This window comes from Glycocaulis abyssi, assembly GCF_041429775.1.
GTDB classification, from domain to species: domain Bacteria; phylum Pseudomonadota; class Alphaproteobacteria; order Caulobacterales; family Maricaulaceae; genus Glycocaulis; species Glycocaulis abyssi.
This window is the reverse complement of the sequence record NZ_CP163421.1, coordinates 971,461-986,949: the sequence shown is the minus strand read 5'-3', so window position 1 is coordinate 986,949 and position 15,489 is coordinate 971,461. Positions and strand designations below refer to the sequence as shown.

The 15,489-nt window shown below is 62.3% G+C and carries 13 protein-coding genes; 8 read left to right on the top strand and 5 right to left on the bottom strand.

Annotation, left to right across the window (positions count from 1 at the left end; genetic code table 11):
* Nucleotides 1-152: 152 nt before the first annotated feature.
* On the bottom strand, nt 153-1,979 hold the full coding sequence (gene typA / locus AB6B38_RS04855; protein ID WP_371394646.1) for a translational GTPase TypA: 1,827 nt from the start codon (nt 1,977-1,979) through the stop codon (nt 153-155).
* 785 nt (nt 1,980-2,764) lie between these two features.
* Here typA and gor point away from each other — a divergent pair.
* The 5 genes from gor (at nt 2,765) to AB6B38_RS04830 (ending at nt 9,626) form a co-directional block, all read left to right on the top strand.
* On the top strand, nt 2,765-4,147 hold the full coding sequence (gene gor / locus AB6B38_RS04850) for a glutathione-disulfide reductase (protein ID WP_371394645.1): 1,383 nt from the start codon (nt 2,765-2,767) through the stop codon (nt 4,145-4,147).
* Nucleotides 4,148-4,151: 4 nt separating this feature from the next.
* Nucleotides 4,152-5,519 (top strand): class II 3-deoxy-7-phosphoheptulonate synthase, encoded by a 1,368-nt coding sequence (locus tag AB6B38_RS04845; protein ID WP_371394644.1) that lies wholly within the window; start codon nt 4,152-4,154, stop codon nt 5,517-5,519.
* 158 nt (nt 5,520-5,677) lie between these two features.
* Complete coding sequence (locus AB6B38_RS04840) at nt 5,678-6,694, top strand: linear amide C-N hydrolase (protein ID WP_371395072.1); 1,017 nt, start codon at nt 5,678-5,680, stop codon at nt 6,692-6,694.
* A 190-nt stretch (nt 6,695-6,884) separates the two neighbouring features.
* On the top strand, nt 6,885-8,225 hold the full coding sequence (locus AB6B38_RS04835; protein WP_371394643.1) for an alginate export family protein: 1,341 nt from the start codon (nt 6,885-6,887) through the stop codon (nt 8,223-8,225).
* A 96-nt stretch (nt 8,226-8,321) separates the two neighbouring features.
* On the top strand, nt 8,322-9,626 hold the full coding sequence (locus AB6B38_RS04830) for an alginate export family protein (RefSeq protein WP_371394642.1): 1,305 nt from the start codon (nt 8,322-8,324) through the stop codon (nt 9,624-9,626).
* Between the two features lie 198 nt (nt 9,627-9,824).
* Here the strand turns inward: AB6B38_RS04830 and AB6B38_RS04825 are convergent, their stop codons facing one another.
* Nucleotides 9,825-10,091 (bottom strand): HU family DNA-binding protein, encoded by a 267-nt coding sequence (locus AB6B38_RS04825; RefSeq protein WP_371394641.1) that lies wholly within the window; start codon nt 10,089-10,091, stop codon nt 9,825-9,827.
* Between the two features lie 209 nt (nt 10,092-10,300).
* Between AB6B38_RS04825 and AB6B38_RS04820 the strand changes: the two genes are divergently transcribed.
* Nucleotides 10,301-10,498, top strand: coding sequence for a hypothetical protein (locus AB6B38_RS04820; protein WP_371394640.1), 198 nt, complete (start codon nt 10,301-10,303; stop codon nt 10,496-10,498).
* Here the strand turns inward: AB6B38_RS04820 and AB6B38_RS04815 are convergent.
* Both AB6B38_RS04815 and AB6B38_RS04810 read right to left on the bottom strand, forming a co-directional pair.
* Nucleotides 10,486-10,902, bottom strand: coding sequence for a PaaI family thioesterase (locus tag AB6B38_RS04815; RefSeq protein ID WP_371394639.1), 417 nt, complete (start codon nt 10,900-10,902; stop codon nt 10,486-10,488). The genes AB6B38_RS04820 and AB6B38_RS04815 overlap by 13 nt on opposite strands.
* Complete coding sequence (locus tag AB6B38_RS04810; RefSeq protein ID WP_371394638.1) at nt 10,899-11,894, bottom strand: NADP-dependent oxidoreductase; 996 nt, start codon at nt 11,892-11,894, stop codon at nt 10,899-10,901. Before AB6B38_RS04810 ends, AB6B38_RS04815 begins: the two co-directional genes overlap by 4 nt.
* A 140-nt stretch (nt 11,895-12,034) precedes the next feature.
* Between AB6B38_RS04810 and AB6B38_RS04805 the strand changes: the two genes are divergently transcribed.
* On the top strand, nt 12,035-12,979 hold the full coding sequence (locus tag AB6B38_RS04805; protein WP_371394637.1) for a Gfo/Idh/MocA family protein: 945 nt from the start codon (nt 12,035-12,037) through the stop codon (nt 12,977-12,979).
* A 233-nt stretch (nt 12,980-13,212) separates the two neighbouring features.
* Nucleotides 13,213-14,559 carry a glutamate--tRNA ligase gene (gene gltX / locus AB6B38_RS04800; RefSeq protein WP_371394636.1) on the top strand — a complete coding sequence of 449 codons (1,347 nt, stop codon included), beginning with the start codon at nt 13,213-13,215 and terminating at the stop codon, nt 14,557-14,559.
* Here the strand turns inward: gltX and AB6B38_RS04795 are convergent.
* Nucleotides 14,556-15,428, bottom strand: a complete 873-nt coding sequence (locus AB6B38_RS04795) for a lysostaphin resistance A-like protein (RefSeq protein WP_371394635.1) — start codon at nt 15,426-15,428, stop codon at nt 14,556-14,558. The two genes, gltX and AB6B38_RS04795, sit on opposite strands and share 4 nt — an antisense overlap.
* Nucleotides 15,429-15,489 lie beyond the last annotated feature (61 nt).

The following is a 15,489-nucleotide window of genomic DNA, read 5'->3' as shown; positions in this document are numbered from 1 at the left end:
CATATTCAAAAAAAACTGGGTTCCGGGTCTCGCTCATCGCTCGCCCGGAATGACGAGGAAAGGGATTTCGGCGCGCAGCGCCGCAAGCGCGAACGCGCGCCCGTGCTCGTGCGCGGAACATCGCAACGCGGACGCGTTGCGACCCCAAAAAATCAAGCCTTCTCGCGGCTGGCCTTTTTGCGCTCGTGCTCCAGCAGCAATTTCTTGCGGATACGGATCGATTGCGGCGTCACCTCGACCAGCTCATCATCATTGATGAACTCCAGCGCGTATTCCAGCGTCACGCGGATGGGCGGGACGAGGACCACGGCCTCGTCGGCCCCGGCGGCGCGGATATTGGTCAGCTTCTTTCCTTTAAGCGGGTTCACGATCATGTCCTCCTCGCGGGAGTTCAGACCGATAATCATGCCCTCATAGACTTCGGTGGCGTGGCCGATGAAGAGCTTGCCGCGCTCCTGGATATTCCACAACGCATAGGCCAGTGCCTTGCCGGTCTCCATGGAGATGATCGCGCCCTTGGGCCGCTGGCCGACATCGCCCGCCTGCTTCGGCCCGTAATGGTCAAAGCTGTGGAACATCAGGCCGGAGCCTTGCGTCAGGGTCAGGAATTCAGAGCGGAAGCCAATGAGGCCGCGCGTGGGAACGATATAGTCCAGGCGCACCCGGCCATTGCCGTCCGGCACCATGTTCTTCATCTCGGCCTTGCGTGAGCCGAGGCGCTCCATCACGCCGCCCTGGTGGATTTCCTCCACATCGATGGTGAGGTTCTCGTAGGGCTCGCTCTCCACGCCATCGACCATTTTCGTGATGACTTCGGGGCGGCCGACGGCCAGCTCAAAGCCTTCGCGGCGCATGGTCTCGATCAGGATGGACAGGTGGAGTTCGCCCCGGCCCGACACCTTGAACTTATCGGCATCGTCCAGCTGCACCACGCGCAGCGCCACATTGTGGATCAGCTCGCGGTCCAGCCGCTCCTTGATGTTGCGCGAGGTGACGAACTTGCCTTCGCGGCCCGCAAAGGGAGAGTCGTTCACCTGGAAGGTCATCGAGATGGTCGGCTCATCGACCACCAGGGCGGGTAGCGCCTCCACATGCTCCGGGTCGCACAGCGTGTCGGAAATATTGAGCGGATCAATGCCGGAGAAGGTGATGATGTCGCCCGCGCTGGCGCTGTCCATCTCCACGCGCTCCAGCCCGTGGAAGCCGAACACCTGCAGCACCTTGCCTTTGCGCGTCTTGCCGTCCGCGCCCGCAATCGCGACCTGCTGGTTGCGCGCCAGCTTGCCGCGCCGAATGCGGCCAATGCCGATCACGCCGGTATAGCTGGAGTAATCGAGCGCCGAGACCTGCAGCTGGAGCGGGCCGTCGCGGTCCACGTCCGGGTGTGAGACGCGCTCCACAATGGTCTGGAAGAGCGCGTCCATATTGTCGGTCTGGGTGTTCGGATCGAGCGTGGCAAAGCCCTGCAGGGCGGAGGCGTAGACGACCGGAAAGTCCATCTGCTCGTCATTCGCGCCGAGGCGGTCAAACAGATCGAAGGTCTGGTCCACCACCCAGTCCGGGCGCGCGCTCGGCCGGTCGATCTTGTTGATGACCACGATGGGTTTCAGGCCCAGCGCCAGCGCTTTTTTCGTCACGAAAGTGGTCTGCGGCATCGGGCCGTCCACCGCATCGACCAGCAGCAGCACCGAATCGACCATGGACAGGACGCGCTCCACCTCGCCGCCAAAATCGGCGTGGCCGGGCGTGTCGACAATGTTGATGCGCCAGTCGCCCCAGGTGACGGCGGTGTTCTTGGCCAGGATGGTGATGCCGCGCTCTTTTTCCAGATCGTTGGAATCCATCACCCTTTCGACTTCTTCGCCGCGCGTGCCCAGCGTGCCGGACTGGCGCAGCAGCTTGTCAACAAGGGTGGTCTTGCCGTGGTCGACGTGGGCGACGATGGCGATATTGCGCAGTTTCTCGACCGGGAAGGTCATGGAGGTGTTCCTGACGTCTTGGGGAGTTAAGTGTTCTTTTCGCGCGCCCTCATACAGGCGGGCGGGCCTTATGGCCAGTGATGATGCAGGGGGAGGGGATTGCATTTTTGCCGGTAGACCTCTCCACCGGGGTCTCCCGCCCCGACGGGAGACCCAAGACTTCAAAGTTCAAACTCACACCCGGCGTTTTCCCGGCGGAAGCCGGGATCCAGAAAAGGACTGGGCACCGGCTTATCGCCGGTGAAACGCGAAAAGGGCGGAAGCGTCGGCAACCTTTTTCTGGGTCTCCCGTCGGGGCGGGAGACCCCGGAGAGTTTGCCTTCTCGAATGACCTGCCAGCTTGACCACTGACCTCTCCACCGGGGTCTCCCGCCCCGACGGGAGACCCATAAAGCCCAGCAAGCTGCGGCGACAGATATGGCCCCGGCCAAGCAGCCAACGCCCGTAACTCGTCATGCCCGCGCAGGCGGGCATCCAGAGATTAAGGGCGAGGACCTACTCACCTCGTCATTCCGGGCGAGCCGCAGGCGAGACCCGGAACCCAGACATTCAGGCGAAAAGCTGGGTTCCAGATAGCGGCTGACGCCGCTTCTGGAATGACGAGGGTATTTTCATCTCCACCCCAAAGCGCGGACAGATTGCGGGGATAAATCATGTCCCCTGGCGCTCCCCCATTCTGTGGCGGTTTTGCCACATGTGAAAATGGGCCGTACGAACCTATAAATCGGGGGTGCGCGTACCCACTTTCGGGGCTTTCGAACCTATAAAACGGGGCATTCATACCCATGGCCGATTTCGACTATGATCTCTTCACCATCGGGGCCGGTTCAGGCGGGGTAAGAGCCTCGCGCCTGGTGGCCATGAAGGGGCATAAAGTGGCCGTCGCCGAGGAACACCGGCCCGGCGGCACCTGCGTGATACGCGGCTGCGTGCCGAAGAAGTTCATGGTCTATGCCTCTGGCTTCAAAAAGCAATTCGAGCTGGCGAAGGGGTATGGCTGGAGCGTTGAACGCCCGCAATTTGACTGGCCGAAATTCCGCGACGCGATGAATGCGGAGGTGGACAGACTATCCGGCATTTATGCGAAGAATTTGGCCAATGCGGGCGTGGAACTGATCTCCGAGCGCGCCGAATTCATCGATGACCACACCCTGGAGCTCCAACCCTCCGGACGGCGGATAAGCGCAAAAACTATCCTCATCGCAACTGGGGGAAGACCCAATGTGCATGAGGGGCTGGAGGGGGCTGAGGTCGCTATCACCTCCGATGAGCTCTTCCACCTGAAACGCCTGCCCAAATCCATGCTGATCGCGGGCGGCGGCTATATCGCGTGCGAGTTTGCGCAAGTCTTCGCCGGGATGGGCGTTGAGGTGACGCTGGTCTATCGCGGCGATACGGTGCTTCGCGGGTTTGACAACGATGTGCGCGAGTTCGTCCATGAGGGGCTGAAAGCCGCCGGCGTGCGCGTCATCACCCACACCGTGTTTGAAAAGATTGCCGATAATGGCGATGGTACCAGGACGGCACATCTGAAGAATGGCGACCAAGTCGTTGTAGATGAGGTGGTTTTCGCGATTGGCCGTGATCCGCACACCAAGGGGCTGGGCCTGGAGAAGGCCGGCGTAGAGACCGGCGCGCGCGGCGTGGTGAAAGTGGATGAGTACTCGCGCACCAACGTGCCTCACATCTATGCGGTGGGCGATGTGACCGACCGGGTGAATTTGACGCCGGTGGCCATCCGCGAGGCGATCTGCTTTGCCGAGACCGCTTTTGGTGACAATCCAACCGCCTATGACCACGCCAATATCGCCAGCGCCGTCTTCACCCAGCCGCCCGTCGGCACGGTGGGTTTGAGCGAGGCTGAGGCCCGCGCCGAATTTGGCGATGTCGATGTTTATAAAAGCGTTTTCCGGCCAATGAAGGGCATGCTGGGGCCGAACCCGGAGCGCATGCTGATGAAGATCATTGTGCAGCGCGGTACGGAGAGGGTTCTCGGCGTGCATATTGTAGGCGATGATGCGCCCGAGATCATCCAGGCTGTCGGCATTGCCGTAAAGGCCGGGCTGACCAAGGCGCAGTTTGATGCCACCTGCGCGGTGCATCCAACCGTCGCCGAAGAGCTTGTAACCATGCGGGAAAAATGGACCCCGCCCGAACTGAAAGTGTAGCGCCATGAGTGGATGGAACCCGTCAAGCTGGAGATCGAAGACCGCTCTGCAGCTGCCGAACTATCCTGACGCGGCCGCGCTGGCAGCGGTCGAGGCGGAGCTGTCGCGCCGTCCCCCGCTGGTGTTTGCCGGCGAGATACGCCGCTTGCGCCGCCAGCTGGCCAATGTCGCCTCGGGCCAGGCATTCCTGCTGCAGGGCGGGGATTGCGCGGAAAGTTTCAAGGAGTTCTCCGCCGGAAATGTGCGCGATACATTCCGCGTGCTTTTGCAGATGGCGGTGGTGATGACCTTCGCAGCTGCAAAACCGGTGGTCAAAGTCGGGCGGATAGCCGGCCAGTTCTCCAAGCCGCGCTCCAGCGATACCGAGGTGATAGACGGCATTGAGTTGCCGTCCTATCGCGGTGATTCCATTAATGATATGGCGTTCACACCGGAGGGGCGCGTGCCTGATCCGGCGCGGCTGGTGCGCGCCTATGACCAGTCGGCTTCGACGCTCAATCTCCTGCGCGCCCTGGCCTCTGGCGGCTATGCCGATCTGCACAATGTGCACCAGTGGACGCTGGACTTCCTGTCGGATAGTCCGGCCGGCGAGCGCTATCAGGAATACGCCGACCGCATCACCGAGGCGCTGTCCTTCATGCGCGCTTGCGGGGTGACAGCCGATGCTGCGCCCTCGCTGGAAGGTGTTGATTTTTATACGTCTCACGAAGCGCTGCACCTGCCGTTCGAGGAGGCGATGACCCGGATGGAGACGCAGTCCGGGCGCTGGTATGGCACGTCTGCCCACCTGATCTGGATCGGGGATAGAACCCGCCAGCCGGACGGGGCGCATATCGAGTATTGCCGCGGGGTTGAAAACCCGATCGGGCTCAAATGCGGCCCGACGCTCGATCCGGACGAACTCATTGAACTTATTGACATTCTTAACCCACGTAACGAGGCAGGCCGCCTTGTGCTCTATGCCCGCATGGGCGCTGGCAAGGTCGAGAAGGGCCTGCCGCCCCTGGTGCGCAAGGTCGTGGCCGAGGGGCGCAATGTTGTCTGGTCTTGCGACCCGATGCACGGTAATACGATCAAGGCAGGAAACGGTTATAAAACAAGGGCGTTCGACCACATCCTCTCCGAGCTCAAGAGCTTTATCGAGGTGGTGCGCAGCGAGGGTGCGGAGCCCGGCGGCGTGCATTTCGAGATGACCGGACAGGACGTGACCGAGTGCGTGGGCGGGGCAGGGCATCTGTCCGAAGCTGACCTTTCCAGCCGCTACCACACCCATTGCGATCCGCGTCTGAATGCCGATCAAGCCCTTGAAATGGCGTTCCAGATTGCCGATGCGCTAAAGCCCGCTGCGGTGATGCGAGAGGCTGCGGAATAGAGGCGGGGTTGGTGAGGTTCGGTTTCTGGTAACCAAACCCTGAATTCACGTTGCCTTGGCCTGCCACAGCACTAGTTTGACTCTTAGGTTTAGGGTCGTCTGTCGGGGCGGAGGGTCAAGACATGAAACTGAAACTCAAGGCACTGGCCGGCGCGGCCATGCTGGCTTTTGGTGTGGCGGCGGCCGAAGCGTGCACCCGCGTGGTCTATCTGGGGCCTGAAGGGCGCATCATCACGGCCCGCTCCATGGACTGGCGCACCGATATTGGCAGCAATCTCTGGATCCTGCCGCGCGGTGTGGAGCGCAATGGCGAGACCGGCGACAACTCCCTGCAATGGACCGCGCGCTATGGCAGCGTCGTTGCGACTGCCTACGACATTGCCAGCGCGGATGGCCTTAACGAGGCCGGTCTGTCGGCCAACCTGCTCTGGCTTGTTGAATCGGAATATGCGCAGTGGGATGGCACCGGCGCGCCCGGTCTCGCGATCTCGTTGTGGGCGCAATACATGCTCGACAATTTTGCCACCGTGGCCGAGGCCGTCGAGGACGCGCGGCGCGGGGAATATGTGGTGGTCAGTGATGCCATGCCGGGCGAAGACCGGCTGGCGACGCTTCATCTTTCAATGTCGGATGCCACAGGCGATAGCGCGATTTTCGAGTATGTCGGCGGCGAGCTCATTATTCATCATAGCCGCGACTATCAGGTGATGACCAACTCGCCAACCTTCGACCGGCAATTGGCGCTGGCCGAGTACTGGAGCGAGATTGGCGGTACGGTCATGCTGCCGGGGACGAACCGGACCGCTGACAGGTTCGCCCGCGCCAGCTTCTACGTGAACGCGATTCCGCAGACTGAGGACCGGCGCGATGCGACGGCCAGCATGTTTGGCGTGATCCGCAATGTGTCGGTTCCCTACGGGATCACAACCGAGGACCAGCCCAATATCTCGTCCACGCGCTGGCGCACGCTCGTCGATCACAAGGACCAGCTCTATTATTTTGAATCCGCCCTGTCGCCGAACGTGTTCTGGGTAGATCTCAAGCGGATAGATTTCGCCGAAGGGAGCGGGGCGAGAGCCCTGATGCTGGGCCCCGATCAGGCCCGTACCTTCTCGGGCGAGGTGTCCGGACAGTTTGAACCGGCCCCGGCCTTTACTTTCCTCGGCCTGCACTGAGCCGGCCCGCGCCTTTTACGCCAACGTTTTCTACCGCCCGCAGTCTGCCCCTGGCCGCTGCGGGTCAACCTTCCGTGTTCTGACCACCGGGCTTGACCCTGTCTGTGATTGCGTTAGTGCGGGTTCCGTTTGTGACGGTTTTGCGATGTTTTTGTAACAGCGCGGGCCGTCTGGCAGCGGGACAGGCGACATGCAGACCAGACCGGGACGATGGCTCACCGCCCTGGCGGGCGCGTTTGTGATTGCTGCCGGCCAGGCCATGGCGCTGGCGGAGGACGCATCGGCTCCGCAGGCTCAAGCACCAGATTTCGAGGTGAATTTCTCCGGCTCTGTCCGGGTGCGCTACGAGACGGTCAGCGCGCCCTTCCGGGCCGGGCTGGAGGGCTCTGACCAGTTCCTGTCCAGCCAGATATTCTTGCGCGCCGATGCCCGGATGGGGCAGGCAACGGGCGTGGTGGAGCTGATCGATGCGCGCGGCGCGTTGGCTGATGATGGCTCGATTGTCGCCACCAGCGCCGTCAACGCGCTCGATATCTACCAGGCTTATCTTGATCTTCCGCTGGGCGAGCGGGTGAGCGTGCGCGCCGGGCGCTTCATCATGCCGATAGGGTCGAAGCGGCTTGCCGATGCCAGCTCGTTTTCCAACGTGCCGGACAATTTTGAAGGCGTGCAGCTGCACGTTTCTCCGGGTGAGAACTGGCAGTTTCTGGGCTTTGTCACCGCGCCGGTGGAGCGCCGCCCGTCCGATCAGGCGAGTCTGCGCCGCAATGCCCAAGGGTTTGACCGCGCCGACTGGGACACGCGCTTCATGGGCGCGCATCTCACCCGCACCGGCTTGGCTGAGAACCTCAATGCGCAAGCCTATCTCTTTGTGCTGGACCGGGCCGATGGCACGCGGCTTTACACGCCGGGCGCAAGGCTGTGGCGTGAAGCGGCGCCGGGCCGGGCCGATTTCGAGGCAGAGCTGATCGGCCAGACGGGTCATGCCGTTACTGGCGGCGTGCGCGAGGATGTGCGCGCGGCGAGTACCCATATTGCAGCCGGCTACACCTTCGATACACGCTGGGCGCCGCGCCTCTCCGTGCAGACGGCCTGGGCCAGCGGCGATGATGTGGCGGGGGACGGGGAGTGGAACCGGTTCAATCCGCTGTTTGGCGGGCGGGGCAGCGATTTCGGCCATACCGGCATTTTCGGCCCGCTATCGCGCCAGAACATGATTATCACCGGCGCGCGCCTGCAGGTACGTGAGGGGCCGGTGAGGGCCCATCTGCTGGTGCAGGATGTGCGTCTGGCTTCGGCAACCGACCAGTGGGTGCGCGGGCGTCTACGCGATGAAACAGGTGCCTCTGGCCGTCATGTGGGGCAGGTGGTGGATGCACGCGTGCGCTGGCGCGCCCTGCCTGAGCGCAGGCTCGATATCGAGTTTGGCGCCGCGACGCTTCTAAAGGGCCGGTTCGCGCGCGAGGCGCCCGGCGCTCCGGATGCCGCCAATCCGGTTTACGGTTATCTGGCGGTCTCCACGCGGTTCTAGCGCCGTCTGTTCGCGCCTTGCGCAACATGGTTAAGCGTAAAGTCAACTTTCTGGCGTGTATTGGCACCCGATTTGTTCCTCTCTTCCGGGTGTTCCATGAAACGTTTTCTTGTTGCCGGCCTTTCCGGCCTGATGATGACTGTATCCGCTCCGGCCGTGGCCGCGGCCTCTGATGAAGGCGTTTCGCCCTTCACGCTCAAGGGCTCTGCCCGCATCCGCTATGAATCGCTGAGCGATCTTTTCCGTGCGGGCAGTGAGGGCTCTGACCAGATGCTCTCCAGCCGCGTGCGCATTCACGGTGAGTATGATGCGGGGCGCGTCGTCTTCGGCGGTGAATTCCTCGACGCGCGCGCCTGGCTGACCGATAGCGGTTCGGTCATCCCCAACGGTTCGGTGAACGCTGCCGAGCTTTTACAGGCGTATGTGCGCATTCCCGTGGAGGGCGGCACGATCCAGGCCGGCCGTTTCGTGATGAATGCCGGTTCGGGCCGTCTGGCGACCGAGCAGGGCTTCCGCAACTCGCCGAACAATTTTGAAGGCGTGCGCGCACGCTTCTCTCCGGCGGAAAACTGGGCAGCCGACGTGTTCTACACCGCGCCGGTGCGTATCCGCCCCGGTGACCGCAATGCGCTGGAAAACAACACAGCCCAGATTGACGAAGCTGAATGGGGCACGCGCTTCTGGGGCGTGCATCTCACCCGCACGGGGCTTCCAAACAATCTGCGCCTTGAAGCCTATCTGTTCGGCCTGAACGAGGAGAATGGCGCGGATCTGCTCACGCCGGGCCTGCGCCTGACCCGTCCGCGCGCGGCTGGTCAGTATGATTTCGATCTGGAGATCATGGGCCAGACGGGCGACCAGCCTGTGGGCGGCAATACGCTGGATGTGCGCGCCTGGTCGGCCCACGCCGCCGCCGGCTACACCTTCGATGCGGCCTGGAGCCCGCGCCTGTCCGCGCAGCTCGTCTACGCCACTGGCGATGACAATCCGGCAGATGCGCGCTGGAACCGGTTCAACCCGATGTTTGGCGGCCGCCGGGGCGATTTCGGCACGACGGGGCTGTCCTTCACCCATTTCCGCGAAAACCTGATCGCGTTCGGCCCGCGCCTTGATCTGCGTGAAGGTCCGGCGGCGATTGTGGTCCAGGTACAGGAATCGCGTCTGGCCTCGGACACGGACCGCTGGCGTGTGGCGGGCCTGCGCGATACGGTCGGCCAGTCCGGCAGCCGTATCGGTACGCTGGCTGAAGTGCGCGGCACCTATTGGCTGAAGCCTGACCGGTTGCAGATCGAAGCCGGTACGATGGTGCTGTTCCGCGGTGAGTTTGCCCGCACCGCTCCCGGTGCTGCTGCCAGCTCTGACCCGGTCTATGGCTATGTGATGCTGAGCGCGCCGTTCTAGGCTGGCTTTTCAAGACGTGCATGAAGGCCCCGTTCGGTCAGGACGGGGCCTTTTTCGTCTTCAGGGCTTGCGCTTGCGCCTCCGGGTGAAGGACAGCCGGCGGCGAAGCGCGCAAACAAAAACGCCGCCGGTTGCCCGGCGGCGTTTTCATGAAGGGGTTGCGTTCCGTCCGATATAGGGCGGGACACAAGAATTCCCTTAGATGTCCTTCAGGGCAGACGCCGGGCGGAACGCCAGCGAGGTCTTGGCCTTGGAGGTCATTTTTTCGCCCGTACGCGGATTGCGGACTTCACGCGCTTCGCGGTGCTTGGCGTGGAAAGTGCCGAAACCGGCGAGCTGAACCGTGTCGCCTTTCTTGGCCGAGGCGACGATGGAATCGACAAATGTGTCGATGGCGTCGCCGGCCTGGGCGCGGGTTATGCCAGCTTTGTCGGAGATGGCTTTGGCGAGTTCTGCTTTGTTCATGAGGGTTCCCCCCGGTTGTTTGACGCCTCGCCAGCCGCAAGCGGCAGGGTTGGCCGTTCATTGGACGGATGAATCAATCGCGATTCTCATAAGGCATAGCAAGGAAATACAGGGGAGTCGGCAGGTTTTACGCAGACATCTGCCATTGATCCGATCCATATGGTAAACAAAAGCTTGAAATCTGGCCCGGTGTTTGCGTTACGGAAAGCATGGAACCCAAACGCGCCTCATTCCTGAACATTGTCGCCGCGACCGGCCTGGCGGTCAGCGTGGCTGTTTTGAGCTATGCGGGGTTTGAAGCCCTGTTCTCCAGCCCCACCCTGTCGGCCCTGACGGGCGCGGTGGTGGGCGGTTTCGTTCTGGGACGGCTATTGCGCCAGCGGCGCGAACCGGCTCACCGCGCGTAAAGCACCATCTGCGTGCAGCGGAAGAGGGCGAGCACCTTGCCGTCGCTTTCACGCCGGGCGGTGGCATCCCAGACCTGCGTTGTCCGGCCGAGATGCACCGGCTTTGCCTCGCCCCGCACCCGGCCATCGCGGGCCGTTCCCATGAAGTTCGATTTCAGCTCCACTGTGGTGAAGCTGATCGCCCCCTCAGGCAGGTTGGCCATCGCGCCATAACCGCAAAGGGAATCCAGCAACGCCATGATGCTGGCAGCGTGCAGGAAGCCATTGGGCGCCAGCAAATCCTCGCGCACATCCATATAGCCTTCCACCTGCGCCGGATCGCCATTGGTGATGACGAGGCCGACCAGGCCGGGTAGCTTGCCCTCGCTGACGGCGTTGATGGCGCGAAGATCGGCCTTGCTCACACCTTCACCAGCATTTTGCCAAGATTGGCACCGCTAAAGAGGCCGGTGAACGCCTCCGGCATTTTCTCGATGCCCTCATAGATGGTCTCGCGACTCTTCACCTTGCCGCTCATCATCCAGCTGGAGAGGTCCTTGATGAACTCGTCCTGCATGTCGAAATGCTCGATGACGATGAAGCCGCGTATCATCAGGGATTTCGTCACGATATTGGTCATGTTGTGCGGGCCGGGCGAGGGGGCCTCGTCATTATAACGCGAGATCATGCCGCACGCGGCGATGCGCCCGAACTGCTTGAGCACATCGAGAGCGGCTACGAGATGATCGCCGCCGACATTTTCAAAATAGGCATCAATGCCTTCGGGTGCCGCATCCTTGATGGCTTTGCGAAGGTCGGGCACGGCCTTGTAGTCGATCGCGGCATCGGCCCCGATCTCCAGACAGAAATCGGTCTTGGCCTTGCCTCCGGCGGTCGCGATCACGCGCGCGCCCATCGCCTTGGCAAACTGGATACCGGCAGAGCCGACCGCGCCCGCGCCTGCGCTCATCCACAGCGTCTCGCCCTCTTTCAGGCCGATGACGCGCTTCAGGCCGGCATAGGCGGTCAGGCCGGTCAGGCCCGCAATGCCCAGATAGGCGTGGGCGGGCAGCAGATTGGCGTCCACCTTCGTCAGGCCCTTGGCGGGCGCGACATAGGCTTCACGCCAGCCCAGCATGCTCATCACATAGTCGCCCTCTTTCAGGGTATCGGAGCGTGACTTGATGACCTTGCCGACCGCGCCGCCCTCCATGGGCTTACCGGGCATGAAGGGGTCGATATAGGTTTTCAGCCCCGCCATGCGCGGACGCATGTAAGGGTCGACAGACAGCCATTCATTGGCCACCAGCACCTCGCCCTCGGCCGGTTCTGGCAGCTCGGCTTCCGCCAACGTGAAGTATTCGGGCTTCACCTCGCCGGTGAAGTGACGGACGAGATGGATTTCACGAGATTTCATGGCGGTGCACCTGTGATGGCTTTGAGATCGATACTGGCCTCCATCCTTAAGCCTTAACGGACCGCCCGCAAGCCTGCAGAAGGGCCAGCCGGTGCATTCTCCCTTTGAGTGCTGCTGCGCAACGTGCAATCTCCCGCCCCATGACACAGTCTATCCAACCCTTGCGCGCCGGGGTCGTCGGCGCGGGTGTTTTCGGCGGGTATCACGCGGGCAAATATGCCGGTGATGATCGCACGGAGTTTATCGGCGTGTTCGATCCGGTGCGTGACCGCGCACGCGCGATTGCACGCCAGTACGGGGCCATCGCCTTCACTTCGCTCAATGCGATGATCGAGGAGGCCGATATCATTACGGTCGCCAGTCCGGCGCTTTTCCACCATGACGCGGCCCACCGCGCGCTGGCGGCAGGCCGTCATGTGCTGGTGGAAAAGCCGATCTGCGCCACCGTGGAAGAGGGGCGCGAGCTACTGGATCTCGCGCAGAGATATGGCCGCGTCCTGCAGGTTGGCCATCAGGAGCGCTTCGTCTTTGCCGCCATGGGGCTGTTTGGCGATATTCCGCGCGCAGACACGCTGTCGGCGCGGCGCATGGGTACGCCATCGCCGCGCAATCTGGATGTGTCGGTGACGCTGGATCTGATGATCCACGATATCGATCTGGTTCTGGCGCTGGCGGGCAGTGCGCCCTCGAAGGTCGAGGCTGAAATGCGCGCCGAACGCGGCGGGCTGGCCGATCATATCGTGACGCGCCTGACCTTCCCCGGAGGGCTGGTGGCGGAGCTGGAGTCCAGCCGCGTTGCGCCTGAGCGCGACCGGGTGATGACCATAGGCTTTGAAGGCGGGGCGGTGCTTGACGTTGATTTCATCCGCAAGCGCTTCGAGAACGGAGCCGGGCTGGCGCTCGATCCCGATTTTGCCGATGCGCCCATGGCGAAGGATTCGCTGGGCGCCAGCGTACAGAACTTCGTATCGCGCGTGCTCGACCCTGCCCATGTCAGCCCGGCGGCGGACGCGCGCGCGGGCGTGCTGGCTCTGGAGACGGCCCTTGCCATCGACGCCGCAGCGGGCAGCCTCAGCCGGATGTAGGCGGTTCAAACCCTCGTCCTTCGAGACGCCACTGCGTGGCTCCTCAGGATGAGGGTTTCTCATGCTTTTCCCCTCATCCTGAGGGTGAGCGTTAGCGAACGTCTCGAAGGACGAGGGAAAAGCAGGTCCGCAAACGGGGATGAAAGTAAGCAGGCCGCATTTGACGGCTGCGGGCGGGCATGGCAAAGCCAGCCGCCTTCATCTGCTGCTCTCACCGTGTTGGAAACAGTTTCATGTCCGTCAAAGTCCGCTTCGCGCCGAGCCCGACCGGCCTCATTCATGTCGGCAATGTGCGCATTGCCCTGATGAACTGGCTGTTTGCGCGCCGCGAGGGCGGTGTGTTCGTGCTGCGTATCGATGACACGGATCTGGAACGCTCCACCAAGCTGTTCGAGGACCAGATCGTGGAAGACCTCCACTGGCTGGGGCTGAATTTTGATGAGCGTTTCAACCAGTCGGCGCGCTTTGATCTTTATGAGGCGGCGCGCGCAAAGCTGGTCGAAACCGGCTTTCTCTATCCGTGCTACGAGACAGAAGAGGAGCTGGACCGCAAACGCAAGCTGCAACGCGCGCAAGGCAAGCCGCCCGTCTATGACCGAGCCGCGCTGAGCCTCACCGATGCCGACAAGGCGAAATACGAAGCAGAGGGCCGCAAGCCGCACTGGCGTTTCAAGCTGTCGGGCGGGCGCATTGAGTGGAATGATCTGGTGCGCGGCCCCAGCCATATCGACACCAGCTCTGTCTCTGACCCCATCCTGATCCGCGAGGATGGCAGCTATCTCTACACGCTCCCCAGCGTCGTCGACGATCTGGACGCGGGCATCACGCACGTGATCCGCGGCGAGGACCATGTGACCAACTCCGCTGCGCAGATCGAGATTTTCGAGGCGCTGGGCGGCAAGGGTTCTTCGCCTGCGCTGGCGCACTTCCCGCTGCTGGTCGGCTCGGATGGCGAGAAGCTTTCCAAGCGTATTGGCGGGCTGTCGGTGAAGGCGCTGCGCGAGGAGGAGGGCATCGAGCCGATGGCCATTCTCTCCCTGCTGGCCAAGCTCGGCACGTCTGACGCCATCGAGGCGCGCAGCGATCTTGCCTCGCTGGTATCAGAGCTCGATTTCTCGAAAGTCTCGCGCACGCCTGCGCGCTTTGACTTTGCCGAGATGGAGCGGCTGAACGCCAAACTCCTCCATGAGACAGGCTTTCTCGCGGTCAGGGACCGGCTGGAAGCCCTCGGCATCACGGCTGGTGAGGCGTTCTGGAATGCCGTGCGCCCCAATCTCAACCGGCTCAAAGACGCCGCGGACTGGTGGCAGCTGGTTGAAGGCCCGGTCACGCCGGTGATCGAGGATGCGGACTATGCCGCGAAGGCAGCGTCACTGCTTCCCGATGGCGAGCTGACCCGCGAAAGCTGGGGCGTCTGGACCAGCGCCATCAAGGCTGAGACCGGGCGCAAGGGGCGCGAGCTGTTCATGCCGCTGCGTCAGGCGCTCACGGGGCAGAACCACGGCCCGGAGATGGACGTGGTGCTGATGCTGATCGGGCGGGAAAAGGCGCTGGCGAGGCTGGCGGGGCAGGCGGCTTAAGCCGCTCTGACAGGCCGGCGCCGTTTTAGCAGAACCGCAATCAGCGCGATGACCCCGCCTAGAGCTATAGCGCTCATCCAGCTGAAGATCGCGATCTCGTTGAAACTGGCCGCATCGGCTGGATTGACCGAAATAAAGCGGTTCTGGCCCATCAGCTGGATTGTGGTCTGGAACGCGGTGTGAAACCCCATCGCGGTCCACAACGAGCCTGTCCAAATTCGCAGAAGTGCCAGGGTGATCCCGAAGCTCAGGAACAGGATGACGCGATCAGCGCCTATCTCCCACCCAGTGGGCAAGCCCATCAGTCCGCTGAGCGCTACCACCCCGAAACCGAACAGCATGAAGAGTATTGCCTGGCCGATGACTGCCACGAACCGGCCCGCAGCATCATCCAGCTGATTCATTATGTATCCACGGATCACTGTCTCTTCAGGGAGTGCCTCGTAGAAGAAAACCACAAGTATGTGGAACGCAACTATGCCCAGTGCGGTCAGAGAAAACGGGCTGATGGCAAGCTCAATATATCCCAGATATACGCCGGCCATTATTCCGCCTGTCGCCAGCACTATCCAGAACGCCGCGCCAAAAAGAAAAGTAATGATGGCAGAGGAGGTGCGGACGAAGCCCAGCTCACTCCATGACCGTCTCTGGAGGTGCCGGTGCATGAGCCATACGATGCCCATTACGAGCAGGCTGGTCAGCACCGCCCTCAGCCCCGCAACCGCCATATTGGGGAGGTTGGGCTGAAGTATGTTGGCCGATATCCATCCCAGACCCGACAGTATAGCTACGAGAACCGCGGCCATGATAATGGCCCGGACCAGTGCGCTGCCTCGACCGACTGGAATCTTGCTGCTTGCCGTATTCATGCCGAAAATGCTCCCCCTGAAGTTGATTGAATCAAACGATAGGTAGTGTGGCCTGCGCGGG

Excerpts from the sequence above, each read along its gene's own strand:
- typA (WP_371394646.1), bottom strand. The coding sequence starts at position 1,979 with ATGACCTTCCCGGTCGAGAAACTGCGCAATATCGCCATCGTCGCCCAC.
- gor (WP_371394645.1), top strand. The coding sequence starts at position 2,765 with ATGGCCGATTTCGACTATGATCTCTTCACCATCGGGGCCGGTTCAGGC.
- AB6B38_RS04845 (WP_371394644.1), top strand. The coding sequence starts at position 4,152 with ATGAGTGGATGGAACCCGTCAAGCTGGAGATCGAAGACCGCTCTGCAG.
- AB6B38_RS04840 (WP_371395072.1), top strand. The coding sequence starts at position 5,678 with ATGCTGGCTTTTGGTGTGGCGGCGGCCGAAGCGTGCACCCGCGTGGTC.
- AB6B38_RS04835 (WP_371394643.1), top strand. The coding sequence starts at position 6,885 with ATGCAGACCAGACCGGGACGATGGCTCACCGCCCTGGCGGGCGCGTTT.
- AB6B38_RS04830 (WP_371394642.1), top strand. The coding sequence starts at position 8,322 with ATGAAACGTTTTCTTGTTGCCGGCCTTTCCGGCCTGATGATGACTGTA.
- AB6B38_RS04825 (WP_371394641.1), bottom strand. The coding sequence starts at position 10,091 with ATGAACAAAGCAGAACTCGCCAAAGCCATCTCCGACAAAGCTGGCATA.
- AB6B38_RS04820 (WP_371394640.1), top strand. The coding sequence starts at position 10,301 with ATGGAACCCAAACGCGCCTCATTCCTGAACATTGTCGCCGCGACCGGC.
- AB6B38_RS04810 (WP_371394638.1), bottom strand. The coding sequence starts at position 11,894 with ATGAAATCTCGTGAAATCCATCTCGTCCGTCACTTCACCGGCGAGGTG.
- AB6B38_RS04805 (WP_371394637.1), top strand. The coding sequence starts at position 12,035 with ATGACACAGTCTATCCAACCCTTGCGCGCCGGGGTCGTCGGCGCGGGT.
- gltX (WP_371394636.1), top strand. The coding sequence starts at position 13,213 with ATGTCCGTCAAAGTCCGCTTCGCGCCGAGCCCGACCGGCCTCATTCAT.
- AB6B38_RS04795 (WP_371394635.1), bottom strand. The coding sequence starts at position 15,428 with ATGAATACGGCAAGCAGCAAGATTCCAGTCGGTCGAGGCAGCGCACTG.